Raw genomic sequence first — 12,798 nt, 5'->3', positions numbered from 1 at the left:
GAGGATCGGATCGATGTTCCACCCCCTTGTGAGGCGGGCTTCATCGGGATCCTGTCAACGATGTCCTGACCTGTTCCGTATGGCCCAGGGCCATGGTCGGGCCGGCTTGGGCCAGCGATCGCGTAGTCCAAGTGCGCGCAAACACGAGCGTGCCGATTGGGCACGAGCGTTGCTCCGTGTCATGCTTTGGAGAGGGCGCGCATGGAGAACACCGACCTGACCGTCGAGATTCTGAAGGGCATCCGCGAGGAGATGAGCGGAGTTCGCGGCGAGATTCACGAGACCAATACACGGCTCGACGCCCTGCGCGACGACTTCGACGCCTTTCGCGGCGACTTCAGGCAACGTCTCGACGCCCTCGCGCTTCGAAGCACGGAAGCGGAGATCCGTACCGCGACCGCCATCGCCGATCTCGCCGGCACCGTTCGCGACCTGACGGGCGTTCTTCGAGCGCAGCACGACCTCCGGCCGCGTGTCGAGCGCTGCGAGCTCGACATCGTCGAGCTACGCCGCAGGATTGGATGATTCCGATCGCGTCTGGAGGGGCGCGGTCTGCTCCGCCGCGCGCACGACTCGCAGCATCCGGTCTCGTAGCCATCTCGGCGACGGTCGACGCGAGCGGCAACCTCGTCGTCGGAGGCAACGTCGGTGGCACGCTTCCCGGTCAGACTTCCACCGGCGGCGCGTTCGTCCGCGCTTCATGCCCTGAGAGACCTGCCGCCGAGGTCTGTCGACGGGTCGTCCGTTGCTGCGTGCGTTGACTGCCGGCATTGCGCGGGGTTGTCGCTCGGGAGGAGCCGTCGTACACCATCTTCGCGATGGCATTTCGTTGCACGGCATGTGACGCGGACCACGAGGCGCTTCCCGATCTCGGAATGCGGGCTCCCGATCCGTACCTCGCCGTCCCCGAGGACGAGCGCGCAGCGCGAACGACGTTCTCGGAGGATCGATGCACCGTCGAGGACGATGACGGCGTGCATTACTTCGTGCGCGGGGTCCTCTACATCCCCATCCACGGACAGGACGAGCCCTTCGGCCTCGGCGTCTGGGTCTCGCAGTCACGCACGAACTACGAGCGCTACGAGCGGAACGAGGATATGGAGCCGACGTTCGGCTGGCTCGTCAATCGGATCGGCCACTACGCGGAGGACACGCTTCTGCTCAAGACGCGCGTGCACTTCCACGGAGGGACGTCGCGGCCGACCTTCGAGCTCGAGCCCACCGCACATCCGCTCGCGCTCGACCAGCGCTGCGGGATCTCGCTCGCGCGCGCCTGGGAGATCGTGCATCGCTATCTGCCGAACTGAGGGCTGACGCGCGCGGAGGCGAGGCTCCGCCGTCGCGATCTCCGCCATCATGCGTCGCGAATCGCCTCGTCGCGGCCGCGCGTTCGAGTGCTTACGAACGAAGGGCGGTGTCGATCCTGGACGACGATCAACGCGCCTCCTGGAGCTTGCTTCTGCGCGGGGTCGCAGGGCTGCTGTTCGGCTTCCTCGCGCTCGCGTGGCTGGGGGCACCCGCCGCGCCCCGTGCGCTTCTCTTCGGGGGGTATGCGCTGGTCGACGGCTTGGCCACGGCGTCGTTCGCCATGGACGTCCGGCGTCACGACTGTGGCTCGACGTTCTATTTCATTCGCGCCGCAGTGGGTGTGGTGGCCGGGCTCTCGATGCTGTTCTTTCCAGACGCCTTGCTCGGCACGTTCCGCATCCTCGTCGGAGTCTGGGCGGTCTCCGTCGGTGCAGCCGAGGTCGTGCTGGCTGCACGGCTTCGGCACGAGGGCCCGCGAGCCACGCTGTCCGTCGCGGCAGGAATGTTCGCGCTGCTCGGCGGCGTAGGTCTCCTCGTCGTGCCGAGCCTATCGGCTTATTCGGTCGGCGGGACGTTCGCGTATCTGGCTCTTCTCAGCGGCGCCGCATCCACCAGCGTGGCAACGCGTTGGCAAGAGCACGTTGCGCACGCGTGAACGCTGTCGCTAGCCCGTGCTCAGAGCACGCCGGTTACCCAATTCGACGGACTGCGATTTCCCACGGGGTTGACGGTGATGACGCGGTACCACTTTCGAGCGAGCGCACAGCCGATGTCCATGTTGACCCCCGCCACGCCGGCGGGGACGTTGTTGCATGCGAGGCGGCTCGTGAAGGAGGTCGGCTGCCGGAGCCGCCGGGGATTGTCGCGAGTGGCCACCAATAGCCGTCGCCGCCCGGCGCGGCGAACGGCGACTTCTCTTTCCACACTTCGATCTTGGATTGCGTGACCGGCGTTCCGCCGATGCTCTTCGGCTGATCCCAGTTGAGCGCGACGAGGCCCCACGAGACGGTCATCTTCACGTTCTCCGGCGCTCCGGGATACGTGCCCGCAACCCCGTTGACGCGGGCCGACGGCGCGCCGCGCCCCGCGCCGTTGACCGCCATCACGCGATAGCGCAGGACTGCGCCGGGCGTCAGGTTGGAGTCCGTGAAGGTGTAGCCAAGGTTCCGATAGACCCCCCAACCGTTCCGCACGCCGTCGTTCGCCGTGAGGGTCGCGTGATCGGTCCAGGTCTGACCGTATACGAGTCTCGAGGTCGAACGTCCGAGAGATGAGGCGATGGCGAGTGGCGGGCGCGAATGCTCGACCTGGCCGATGGCGCCGCTCACGCGCGAAACGACCTCGACAAGGATGCGTCGGACACTGTTCGCCGGACCGCGAGCAATCTCGCAGCTGCTCGTGCGTGACAATCCCCCGCGCTGGCTTTTTTTGCGTATCGGCTCGCAGACGCGACACGTCTTCGCTCGGCTCGTAACCCGCGAGGGACAGCCATGATTGGTTGTCGGTCACGCGACTGCTCCCCGCGAAGGAGCTCGGATTTGCGCGGGCGAATGCTTTGCATCATCGGAAGTCGGAGAACGAGGAAACAGTCATGTCGCATGTCTCGGTGAAGTTCGCGTCGTTTGGTCTCCGTCTTCCCACGTATGCCGGTGAAGCTCGTGCGGGCGCGCCGCTCGCAGTCATGCCTGGCGCAGTGGCCACCGTTCGCCGAGAGCAATGTCCGTAGCGGAATTCTCGACATCCGAAATCAGGAGCACGCAACGCCGCGCGCCTTGTGTCTGCGCCGCGGTCCACGCGCCTCCAGCGTTACAGGCATTGTTCGAACCGGATACGAGGTCTTGTCACCATGCTCCCGCGTCGAATTTCGATTTGTTCATTTGCAGTCTTGTCGATGGTGCTCGTCGGTCACGACCACGGAATGCAGAAGCAAGCCGCCCCGCACGAAAAGGTTTCCACGCCAGGCACACGAACATCCGGAGCGGTGACCCCGTTCACGCGGATGTCGCTTCGGTTCGAACCGAACGCCGGTCAGTTCGACGCGGAAGTTCGGTTCGTCGCGCGCCGGCCGGGAATGACACTCTTTGCAACCGACGCCGGCCCGACCCTGGCGTTGCACGCCCCGCGCCATACGAATGCCTCGGACGAGGCGGACGAATCGACGGGTAAGGACATCGTCTTGCGTATGGGCGTTGCCGGCGGACGAAAGGTTTCGCCGGTCGCCGAGCGGCAGCTCCCCGGCGTGACGAACTACTACCTCGGTGCCGATCGTTCGAAATGGCGCGAGGGCGTCGCGGGCTTCGGTCGGATGACCTACCGCGGTGTCCTCGACGGCGTCGACCTCGTCTTCCACGGTGAAGACGGTCAGCTCGAATACGACTTCGTCGTGGCGCCAAATGCGGATTCGAAGGCGATTGCGCTCGATGTGGAAGGGGCGCGGGAAATCTCGCTGACCGCCGAGGGAGAGCTCTCGATTCACACCGAGCGCGGAGATCTCGTGGCGCCGAAGCCGCGCGTCTATCAGCGTGACGCAGAGGGCCGCGAGCACGACGTCGTTGCGGACTACCGGCTCGTTGGCGAGCACTCCGTTGGCTTCGAGGTCGCCGCGTACGATCGAGGGCAGGAGCTCGTGATCGACCCCGTGCTCGTTTATGCGGGCTACGTGGGCGGCTCCAACCTGGATTGGATGGGCAGTTTCGGAGTCGATCAGGACGGCAACGCGATCATTGCAGGAACGACGAGCTCGACGGACTTCCCATTGAAGACTCCGTTCCAGCCGCACTATGGAGGCGGAACGACAGATAGCTTCGTTACCAAGGTCAATCCCTCGGGCGAGCTCGTTTATTCGACATACCTCGGCGGCGGAGTGCCGTCACCAACCGGGGATCCCGACTTCCCGTCAGCGGCCGAGCAAACGACGCGCCTCGCGGTCGCCCCGAATGGGAACGCGGTCATCGCTGGCTACACCCACGCGGTCGACTTTCCGACCTCGAACGCGTTTCAACCGAGCTTTGGAGGCCAGGGACAAGATGCGTTCGTGGCCAGTCTGAGCCCGACGGGAACGCTCCAATTCTCGTCGTACCTCGGCGGTTTTGGTGACGAGTTCCTCACGGGCCTCGCCCTCGATGCCAATGGCAACATCGTCCTTTCGGGCAACACCATTGCCGACGATTTCCCGGTACACAACGCTTTCCAGTCGACGCGAGGTAGTCCCGGCACGCCGTTCGACGACGGATTCGTTGCGAAGGTGAGCGCAGACGGCGCGCTCGTCTATTCCTCCTACTTGGGTGGAGATTCCATCGACACACCATCGTCGCTGGCCGTCGACGTCAGCGGCAACGCGGTCGTGGTAGGCACCACGCTGTCGACGAACTTTCCGACCCACGCTGCCTTCCAGCCGCAAACAGGTAGTGTTGGCGACGTCTTCGTGACGAAGATCGGTCCGGACGGGGCCATCCTCTACTCCTCGTACCTCGGCGGCAGTCTCTTCGATACCAATGCCAGGGTTGCGCTCGACGGCGCGAATGAAGCCATCATTGCGTTTACGACGCAATCAAAGGACGTTCCGACGTTGAACGCATTTCAATCGACTCACGGAGATGGAAAATACGACGTCTTCGTGACGAAGGTGAGCCCTGCTGGAACGCTGATGTATGCGTCATACATCGGCGAGAAGACCGACGGACTTGCCGCGGCCCTCACGACGGACGCAGACGGCAAGACGGTCGTGGGGGTTGCTGGTGACGATTATCGAGATATCGTGAGGATCACCTCGGCGGGGGGGCTGGTCTTTAGGACGCGTCTCTATCCGCAGGGGTCGCTGGCGTTCGCGGCCGACGCGGAGGGCAACACTTTCGTCGGCGGATCCGTATTCCAAAAGGTCAGCCCCTCGGGCGCCATTCTCTACTCGGTGTATCCCCAGTTCGCCGTCGACAGCGTCGCCATCGACGGCAACGGCTACTTGCTCCTTGCAGGCAGCAGCACCTTCAGCGGGCAGCTCGTCCCCAGCATCACAGCACCGAACGCGGGCCCGCCGCATCCCACGGGCCAAGGGGACGCGTTCCTCGCGAAGTACGCAGACATCGAGCCGGTGCCCGCGCCTCCGTCGACCGACGCGGCGAGCACGACGCAAGACGACGCGCCGGCGACCGTTGCGGCCCGCGCCAGTTCGGCGGAAGACGACGCCCCGACGAGCGCCGCGGGCACGCGACCGACGACGCCGTCGGTGGGAGAGAGCAGCGGATGCCGGTTTGCGGGCCGTTCCTCGCCGCCGAGCTCTAACGCACCCGCGGCGCTCCTCGTGGCTCTCGCAGCTTTGACTGCTCGCCGCGTCCGCCGCGCGCCGGCCAAGGTGTGACCTTCGAGCTCCGGAAATGAAACGAGCCCGGAGCGCCTTTTCGTGCGCTGCCGGGCTCGGCTCAGCTCAACGCCGAGCCCGGGTCACTGTGACCGGGCTCGGCTCAATCCGTGTGCTCGTCGATCAGCGGGGGCCGCGATCGCCGCCGCCACCACCACGCGGGCCACGGTCTCCACCGCCGCCACCACGGGGACCACCACGGTCTCCGCCACCGCGCGGTCCGCGATCTCCACCACCACGGGGACCGCCACGATCGCCGCCACGGTCACGCGACGGCGGCGCGCCACCTTCGCGAGCCGCCATGAGGCGAGCCTTGGCGGCCTCGCCCTCGGCGCCCTCGGGGAGGGGAAGGAGCTCGCGACGCGAGAGGCGAATCTTGCCGTCGCGACCGACCTCGATGACCTTCACTTCGACCTCGTCACCTTCCTTCATGACGTCGGTGACGCGCTCGACGCGCGTGTGCGCCATCTCGGAGATGTGGAGGAGGCCGTCCGTGCCCGGGAGGATTTCGACGAAGGCGCCGAAGTCCGTCACGCGCTGAACGCTGCCCTTGTAGATTGCACCGACCTCGGGTTCGGCGGTGATGCCCTTGATGATGTCGAGGGCCTTCTTGACCGCATCCGAATCGCTCGACGCGACGTTGACCGTGCCGTCGTCCTCGACGTCGATGGCAACGCCCGTCTGGTCGATGATGCCCTTGATGGTCTTGCCGCCCGGTCCGATGATGAGGCGGATCTGGTCGGGCTTGACCTTGATGGTCGTGATGCGCGGCGCGTACTTCGAGAGCTCCGGACGCGCCTGCGCCAGGATCTCGTTCATCTTGCCGAGGATGTGGACGCGGCCTTCGCGGGCCTGGTCGAGCGCCTGCTGGAGCACCTGGCGGGTGAGGCCGGCGATCTTGATGTCCATCTGGATGGCCGTGATGCCCTTGGCCGTTCCGCAGACCTTGAAGTCCATGTCGCCGAGGTGGTCCTCGTCTCCGAGGATGTCGCTCAGGATGGCGAAGCGGGTGCTCGCCTGGTCGACCGGACCGTCCGTGATGAGACCCATCGCGATGCCGGCGACCGGCGCCTTGACGGGAACGCCGGCGTCCATGAGGGAGAGCGTACCGCCGCAGACGGCGGCCATCGACGACGAGCCGTTCGACTCGAGCGTCTCGGACACGACGCGGATCGTGTACGGGAACTTCTCCTGCTCGGGGATCATGCGCATGAGCGCACGCTCGGCGAGCGCGCCGTGACCGACCTCACGACGACCGGGGCCGCGGAGCGGCTTGGTCTCGCCGGTCGAGAAGGGCGGGAAGTTGTAGTGGAGCATGAAGCGCTTCCAGCGCTCGCCGGTGAGGGCGTCGATCTTCTGCTCGTCCGCGCTCGTGCCGAGCGTGGCGGTGACGATCGCCTGCGTCTCGCCGCGCTGGAAGAGCGCCGAGCCGTGCACGCGGGGGAGAAGACCGGCCTCGATCGCGATCGGGCGGATGGTCTTGCTGTCGCGGCCGTCGATGCGCTTCTTCTCCGTCAGGACGTAGTTACGAACGACGTGGTACTTGCGCTCCTCGAACTCGCCCTTGATGAGCTTCTCGTTCTCGACGAACTTCTCGGCGCCGAGCTCGCTGGTGAGCGTGCTCACCATGAGATCCTTCGCCGCCTTGTACGCGTCGTAGCGCTTCTTCTTTTCCTTGATGAGCGATGCCTCGAGGATCGGCTTGTCGACGACCGCGGCGATGCGCGTGGCAATCGCCTCGTCGAGCTTCTTCGGCTCGAACGGCTTCTTCGGCTTGCCGACCGCGGCGCGAAGCTTCTCGATGAGCTCGAGGACCGGCTGCGCGGCCTTCTGCGCAAACATCAGGGCGTCGATGACGTCCGACTCGCTCGCTTCCGCGGCGCCGCCTTCGACCATGACGATCGCGTCTTTGCTGCACGCGACGACCATGTCGATGTCGGCGTTCGTCTGCTCCTCGAACGTCGGGAAGGCGATGAACTCGCCGTTCACGCGGATGACGCGAACACCGACGATCGGACCGGCCCAGGGCACGTCCGAGATGTGGAGCGCGGCGCTCGCGCCGGTGAGGGCGAGGACGTCGGTCGGGTTGATCTTGTCGCTCGAGAGGACCGTCGCGATGATCTGCGTGTCGCCCTTGAAGCCCTCGGGGAAGAGCGGGCGGCAGGGGCGGTCGATGAGGCGGCTCGTGAGCACCTCGTCATCGCGGAGGCGGCCTTCGCGCTTGAAGAAGCCGCCGGGGATCTTGCCCGCCGCGAACGTCTTTTCGACGTACTCGCAGGTGAGCGGGAAGAAGTCGAGGCCGGGGCGCTCGTCGCCGCTGACGGCGGTGACGAGAACGACGCTCTCGCCGTAGCTGATGAGAATGGAACCGTGTGCCTGCTTGGCGAGCCGACCCGTTTCGAGGGTGAGCGGCCGGCCGTTGATCATCACGGATTCACGGACAAAGGACATGTACTAGAGCGCTCCTTGGGCGCATGGCCGCGTGCGTGCGGCTCAACGCCGGGCAATCTCGGTTCGCCTTTGTCCTCGGTTCACACGTACGAGCGCTCTCTCGATGAGTGAGTGTGGCTCGTGCGGGTGAATCGAAGAGCAAGGCGGTGGTCGGGTCTGCCCGGAAACGGCAACGGCATCAGGATGGTGACGCTGCCAGAAAACGCGAAGGGGACGGTAACTTCACCGTCCCCTTCGAACCAAACTAGTTACTTGCGGAGGTTCAGGGCCGAGACCGTCTTTCGGTAACGGTCGAGGCTCGACTTCTTCAGGTAGTTGAGAAGTCGGCGGCGCTTGGAGACCAACTTCAGGAGGCCGCGGCGCGAGTGGTGGTCCTTCGCGTGGGTCTTGAAGTGCTCGGTGAGGTACGTGATGCGCTCGGTGAGGAGGGCAATCTGGACCTCGGGCGAGCCCGTGTCGGTCTCGTGCGTGCGGAACTTGTCGATGAGTTCCGACTTTTTCTCGGTAAGAAGCGCCATCTCTTGGAAACTCCAGAGCTAAAAGGCGTCCCCCAGGACCCCGTAAGAGCGCGTGCTCAAGCAAAACAGAAACAGAACAGGCGCGCTTGCGAAACCCGGAAAGACCCTCGTTTACGTATCCACTTACTACAACGTCAAGCCGCTAGGGGCCAGATTCAGGGCAGATTCAGGAGCGAATTCGGTCCCGATCGGTGCTCGATGGGAGCTCGATCGGTGCTCGAAAAGCCCCGGATCTCGAAGGAGTGAAGCTCCCACAGAGTCCCTGCGGCGGGCGCAGTATAGGCGGGGGATTTCTCGCGTCAACAGAGCCGTTTCGGGATAGCCTTGACCATCGGATGCCCTCGACGCCGATGAGCGTGCCCGTGCCCGACCCGCTCGGCAATGTTGGCGCCCGCGCCCCCGAACGCGCATCGAGCGCGAGCGGTCCAAGCCACCCTGGTCACTCGGGAGACCCGGGGCACCTGAGCAGCGGCGCATCGGGATTGCGAGGACGAGACGAGCAAGGCGGGCAAGACGGGCTCGCCGGTGACACCGAGCTGCCTCCACCGCTCGAGGCCGTGGATGGTGCCCCTACGGAAATCCACTCGAGCGCCGCGTTCGAAGCCGTCCTTCGCGCGGGGCGTTTCGGCCCTGAGCCTGGCTCGGGTGTGTCCTCGGTGCCGGCTGCCGTCGTCGCGCCGACCGAGCCCCCGGAGCATACGCACATTGCGGCGCCTCCCGATCTGGCGCTGATGGCCGCGTCGCGCGTCGCACCACCACCGCCGAGAGCACCGAAGAGCGCGCCCACGCTCCCGAAGGCGGCGCCTCCGCCCATGCGTCCTCGCGTCGCGACGATCGTTCACGCGGGGGCTCCGCCCCTGGTCGGGGCAGCGGCCCGTTCGTCGAAGGCTCATCCGTCGAGCGCCGATCTGACGGCAGCCGCGGCCGCGGCGCTTGGTGTGCCGCTCTCTCGCCACTGCACGACGTGCGATGCTCGCTATCCGGCGGACTTCCTCATCTGCCCGCGTGACGCGACGCCCCTCGTCGAGGAGACGAGCGCTGGCCCCGCCGATCCGCTCGTGGGCATGCTGGTGGGTGATACCTACCAGATGGTCCGGCTCGTCGGCGAAGGCGGCATGGGCCGTGTCTACGAGGCGCGTCATCTCCGGCTGAAGGAGCGGCGCTTCGCCATCAAGACGCTCCACGCTGATCTGGCCCGCAACCCCGAGATCGTCGCGCGCTTCATGCGTGAGGCGGAGAGTGCGAGCTCGCTCGCACACGAGAACGTCATCGATGTCTTCGACGTTCATCACCTTCCCGATGGAACGCCGTACCTCGTCGGCGAATTCCTCGAAGGCGAAGAGCTCGCCGTGTACGTCTCGCGTTACGGTGCGCTCTCGGCGCAGATGGCCATCGCGGTTGGGCGCCAGGTCGCTCGAGCGCTCGCCGCTGCGCACGCGCGAGGCATCATCCATCGCGACATGAAGCCGGAGAACATCTTCGTTCTCCAGTCGTCGATCGACGCCGTCACCGCCGGTGAGGCGAGCGGGCTTTCGATCAAGGTGCTCGACTTCGGCATCAGCAAGGCCACCGGTGCCGACCGCACCGACCTCACGCGTACCGGCGTCATCATGGGCACGCCGAGCTACATGTCGCCAGAACAGGCCTCCGGCAAAGAGGTCGACCTCCGTGCGGACATCTACTCGCTCGGCGCCGTTCTCTACTTCGCGCTGACCGGCAAGCGTCCGTTCGACGCACCGGACCCGACCTCGACGCTCTCGATGGTGCTCACGCAGGTGCCGCCGCGTCTTCGTTCGGTGGACGCGCAGATCCCGAGACGCTCGAGCTGGTCGTGCAGCGCGCGATGGCGAAGGATCCGCGCGACCGGTTCCAGACGATGATGGAGTTCGAGAAGGCGCTTGCCGCACTCGATCCGAGCGTGCGCGACGTTCGCGCGCCGGTGCCGGTCGAGATGCAGGCGTTCGATCCATCGGCCTCGGGCCCGAACCGCGCGCTCGACATCGCCAAGAATCTGCTCGCGGGAACCTCGACGCCTTCGCCGAGCGAGATGACGGCGCTCGCCAAGCTTGCACGCCCGACCCTCGTGGTCGCCAGCAGCGTCGTCGGCTTGTGGTTCTTGGGCAGCATCATCTCCGCGCTCGCGGGGCTCGTGCGCGTCCTTCACGACGGGGAGATCACGCTCACGGAGTGCGTGCTGCTCGTCGTCGGTTGCATGTTCGCGGCACTGACCCCCGGCGTGCTCTACGTGCTGCACGTTCGGAAGGTCATCTGGCCGAACAGCGTGTGGTCGATGCAGCTCGCCGCGGATCTCCGCCGAACGGCAACGGCGGCGCTCGTCGCGTACGGCGCGGTGTCGATGACTGCCCGCATCGTCCACACGGTGCTTTGGCGCAACACGTGGGCGCTCACGAGCGGCGGGTGGGACATCACCTTGCTGCTTGTCAGCCTCGTCGCGGCAGTCACGATCGGCGGAATGGCCCCGCTGCTCCGCAATCTTCGACGCCGCAAGCGTCGCTCGTGAGCCCATGCCCGGGGTGCGGACGGGCGTTGCCGGCGGCCTTCCCGGGCGCTCTCATCGCGTGTTCGTGCGGCTTCCAGGGAACGGTTGCCGCCCCGTCTCCACCGCCCTCGACAGGCCCGTATCGCTCGGTGGCGAAGGCCGCCCCGCCGGCGGCGACCATGCATTGTCCGTACTGCGGGAACGAGTGCCCGTCGCTCGTGCGCGTCTGCCCGCATTGTGACGTTCGGCTCGACTCGGTGCGCTGTGTCCGGTGCTATTCTCTCCAGGCGCCGGGCGAGTTCTCGTGCGCGCGTTGCGGTCAACGTCTCGAGCTCGAGCCTCTGTTCGATGCCACCGACGCGCCGTGTCCGCGTTGTACGCGGCCGCTCGAGATCGCGACGGGGCAGGGCGAACGCGTCTCGTCGCCTGACGAAGAGCGTCCCGACCCGCGTGTTCACGAATGCGCCTCGTGTGGAGGACTCTTCGTGTCGGCCGACATGCTGGCGGAGATCCTCGCGCGCGCCCAAGTCGGTGGTGCGTGGCCAACCACCGAGGCCGCGCGTGGCATCGCGCGTCTCGACGAAGTCCGCTACCTCGCATGCCCGCTCTGCCGTCGCACGATGAACCGCGTGAACTTCGGCAAACTCTCGGGCGTGATCGTCGACGTGTGCCGCCACCACGGAACGTGGTTCGACGCAGGTGAGCTCACGCGCGTCGTGGCCTTCGCCGCGTCCGGCGGCCTCGAGAAGACGCGCGCACGCGAAGTCGAAGAGAAGGCGGCGGTGCGTGCCGCGTTGAGCGCCTCGGCGAAGGCGACGTTCGGCGGCCCGGTCCTCTCGTCGTTCGAGCTACGCCGCCAATCGCACGACGAGGTCGAGCGCTGGCGAGAGTTCCTCCGTGTGCTCTTCCGAAGTTAGTCTTGTGGGGGCGTCGCCCCCCTCGAGTCCTCCGGACTCGAGCCTCCCCCGGCTGCCCGCGGCGGGTCGCCTTCGGCGCGTCGCGCTACGAGCGCGACGAAGAACCCGCCGCTTGCGTTGTGGCGACCGGTCGGGGGCTTGGTCTCTCGGATTATGCTCGGCTACTTGGCTCGGGTGGATCACGAGGCCACCAGCGACGTCACACCTCTGCCTTTGCGGCGAGCTGAACCCGTCATTTGCTGGGAAAAACGGCGTCTGGTGTCGATGTAAGAACGGGTATGTATCCTGCAGCCCAGCGACCATGGCCGGAGTGTTCTCGATCGACGCCACGGAATCGAAGTCGCCGCTTTGGGCGTCGGCGTTTCCCGGCTTCTACATGTTCGCGGCGGGCCTCTGCGTGCTGACGAAGGTGCGCGATCCGAGCGCCGAGATCGGAATCTGGGGACTGCTCGTCGGCGCGTGTCTCGTGCCGGCGTTCGTCGTCCCGGCGGTGTTCTCCACGCGTCGGGTTCGACTCGCCGTGAGCGAGGCGGGCCTCCACGTCGATGGGCGGCGCTGCAAGATCGACGACCTTCGCATCGAAGATCTCGGTCGCCACGGCGCTCGCATCCACGTCGTCTTTCGCGACGGTGAAGCGCGCACGTTCCAAGCGGCCTCGACGGCGAACGCACGCAAGCTCGCCGCGCAGCTTCCGCCGAACAGCGTCCCGGCGCACGCGCTCCCGGTCTGATCGCGTCTTCGCCGGGTCGG

The 12,798-nt window shown here is 66.2% G+C and carries 12 protein-coding genes; 9 read left to right on the top strand and 3 right to left on the bottom strand.

What is annotated here, in order from left to right:
- Positions 1-201 precede the first annotated feature (201 nt).
- The 3 genes from AKJ09_RS42240 to AKJ09_RS42230 all read left to right on the top strand — a co-directional run bounded on the left by AKJ09_RS42240 (position 202) and on the right by AKJ09_RS42230 (position 1,963).
- Entirely contained in the window at positions 202-525 is a 324-nt protein-coding gene (locus AKJ09_RS42240; protein ID WP_146653507.1) for a hypothetical protein, read from the top strand.
- 293 nt (positions 526-818) lie between these two features.
- Entirely contained in the window at positions 819-1,307 is a 489-nt protein-coding gene (locus tag AKJ09_RS42235; protein WP_146653506.1) for a DUF2199 domain-containing protein, read from the top strand.
- A gap of 107 nt (positions 1,308-1,414) precedes the next feature.
- On the top strand, positions 1,415-1,963 hold the full coding sequence (locus AKJ09_RS42230; RefSeq protein WP_169928304.1) for an HdeD family acid-resistance protein: 549 nt from the start codon (positions 1,415-1,417) through the stop codon (positions 1,961-1,963).
- Positions 1,964-1,997: 34 nt separating this feature from the next.
- On the opposite strand, the gene AKJ09_RS42225 is transcribed toward AKJ09_RS42230, so the two are convergent.
- Positions 1,998-2,636, bottom strand: coding sequence for a hypothetical protein (locus AKJ09_RS42225; protein WP_146653504.1), 639 nt, complete (start codon positions 2,634-2,636; stop codon positions 1,998-2,000).
- A 263-nt stretch (positions 2,637-2,899) separates the two neighbouring features.
- Here AKJ09_RS42225 and AKJ09_RS55795 point away from each other — a divergent pair, with 263 nt between their 5' ends.
- Together AKJ09_RS55795 and AKJ09_RS42220 are read left to right on the top strand one after the other, a co-directional pair.
- A complete protein-coding gene (locus AKJ09_RS55795; protein WP_275936695.1) occupies positions 2,900-3,034 on the top strand; it encodes a hypothetical protein in 135 nt (44 codons plus the stop codon).
- A gap of 120 nt (positions 3,035-3,154) precedes the next feature.
- Positions 3,155-5,662, top strand: coding sequence for a DUF7948 domain-containing protein (locus AKJ09_RS42220; protein WP_146653503.1), 2,508 nt, complete (start codon positions 3,155-3,157; stop codon positions 5,660-5,662).
- Between the two features lie 123 nt (positions 5,663-5,785).
- On the opposite strand, the gene pnp is transcribed toward AKJ09_RS42220, so the two are convergent.
- Together pnp and rpsO are read right to left on the bottom strand one after the other, a co-directional pair.
- A complete protein-coding gene (gene pnp, locus AKJ09_RS42215; protein WP_146653502.1) occupies positions 5,786-8,113 on the bottom strand; it encodes a polyribonucleotide nucleotidyltransferase in 2,328 nt (775 codons plus the stop codon).
- A 248-nt stretch (positions 8,114-8,361) separates the two neighbouring features.
- On the bottom strand, positions 8,362-8,631 hold the full coding sequence (gene rpsO / locus AKJ09_RS42210) for a 30S ribosomal protein S15 (RefSeq protein WP_146653501.1): 270 nt from the start codon (positions 8,629-8,631) through the stop codon (positions 8,362-8,364).
- 350 nt (positions 8,632-8,981) lie between these two features.
- Between rpsO and AKJ09_RS42205 the strand changes: the two genes are divergently transcribed.
- From AKJ09_RS42205 to AKJ09_RS42190, 4 genes are all read left to right on the top strand, one after another.
- The gene (locus AKJ09_RS42205) at positions 8,982-10,511 is read left to right on the top strand and encodes a serine/threonine protein kinase (RefSeq protein WP_205633943.1); all 1,530 of its coding nucleotides are present in this window, start codon (positions 8,982-8,984) and stop codon (positions 10,509-10,511) included.
- Entirely contained in the window at positions 10,475-11,152 is a 678-nt protein-coding gene (locus AKJ09_RS42200) for a serine/threonine-protein kinase (RefSeq protein WP_146653499.1), read from the top strand. Before AKJ09_RS42205 ends, AKJ09_RS42200 begins: the two co-directional genes overlap by 37 nt.
- A 26-nt stretch (positions 11,153-11,178) precedes the next feature.
- Positions 11,179-12,048, top strand: coding sequence for a TFIIB-type zinc ribbon-containing protein (locus AKJ09_RS54525; RefSeq protein ID WP_205633942.1), 870 nt, complete (start codon positions 11,179-11,181; stop codon positions 12,046-12,048).
- A gap of 301 nt (positions 12,049-12,349) precedes the next feature.
- On the top strand, positions 12,350-12,778 hold the full coding sequence (locus AKJ09_RS42190) for a hypothetical protein (RefSeq protein WP_146653498.1): 429 nt from the start codon (positions 12,350-12,352) through the stop codon (positions 12,776-12,778).
- Positions 12,779-12,798: the final 20 nt, after the last annotated feature.

It is taken from the genome of Labilithrix luteola (assembly GCF_001263205.1).
GTDB lineage: Bacteria > Myxococcota_A > Polyangia > Polyangiales > Polyangiaceae > Labilithrix > Labilithrix luteola.
Note: the sequence above shows the minus strand (reverse complement) of the source record. Positions and strands in the feature narration are given on the sequence as shown.

Excerpts from the sequence above, each read along its gene's own strand:
- AKJ09_RS42240 (WP_146653507.1), top strand. The coding sequence starts at position 202 with ATGGAGAACACCGACCTGACCGTCGAGATTCTGAAGGGCATCCGCGAG.
- AKJ09_RS42235 (WP_146653506.1), top strand. The coding sequence starts at position 819 with ATGGCATTTCGTTGCACGGCATGTGACGCGGACCACGAGGCGCTTCCC.
- AKJ09_RS55795 (WP_275936695.1), top strand. The coding sequence starts at position 2,900 with ATGTCGCATGTCTCGGTGAAGTTCGCGTCGTTTGGTCTCCGTCTTCCC.
- AKJ09_RS42220 (WP_146653503.1), top strand. The coding sequence starts at position 3,155 with ATGCTCCCGCGTCGAATTTCGATTTGTTCATTTGCAGTCTTGTCGATG.
- pnp (WP_146653502.1), bottom strand. The coding sequence starts at position 8,113 with ATGTCCTTTGTCCGTGAATCCGTGATGATCAACGGCCGGCCGCTCACC.
- rpsO (WP_146653501.1), bottom strand. The coding sequence starts at position 8,631 with ATGGCGCTTCTTACCGAGAAAAAGTCGGAACTCATCGACAAGTTCCGC.
- AKJ09_RS42205 (WP_205633943.1), top strand. The coding sequence starts at position 8,982 with ATGAGCGTGCCCGTGCCCGACCCGCTCGGCAATGTTGGCGCCCGCGCC.
- AKJ09_RS42200 (WP_146653499.1), top strand. The coding sequence starts at position 10,475 with ATGGCGAAGGATCCGCGCGACCGGTTCCAGACGATGATGGAGTTCGAG.
- AKJ09_RS42190 (WP_146653498.1), top strand. The coding sequence starts at position 12,350 with ATGGCCGGAGTGTTCTCGATCGACGCCACGGAATCGAAGTCGCCGCTT.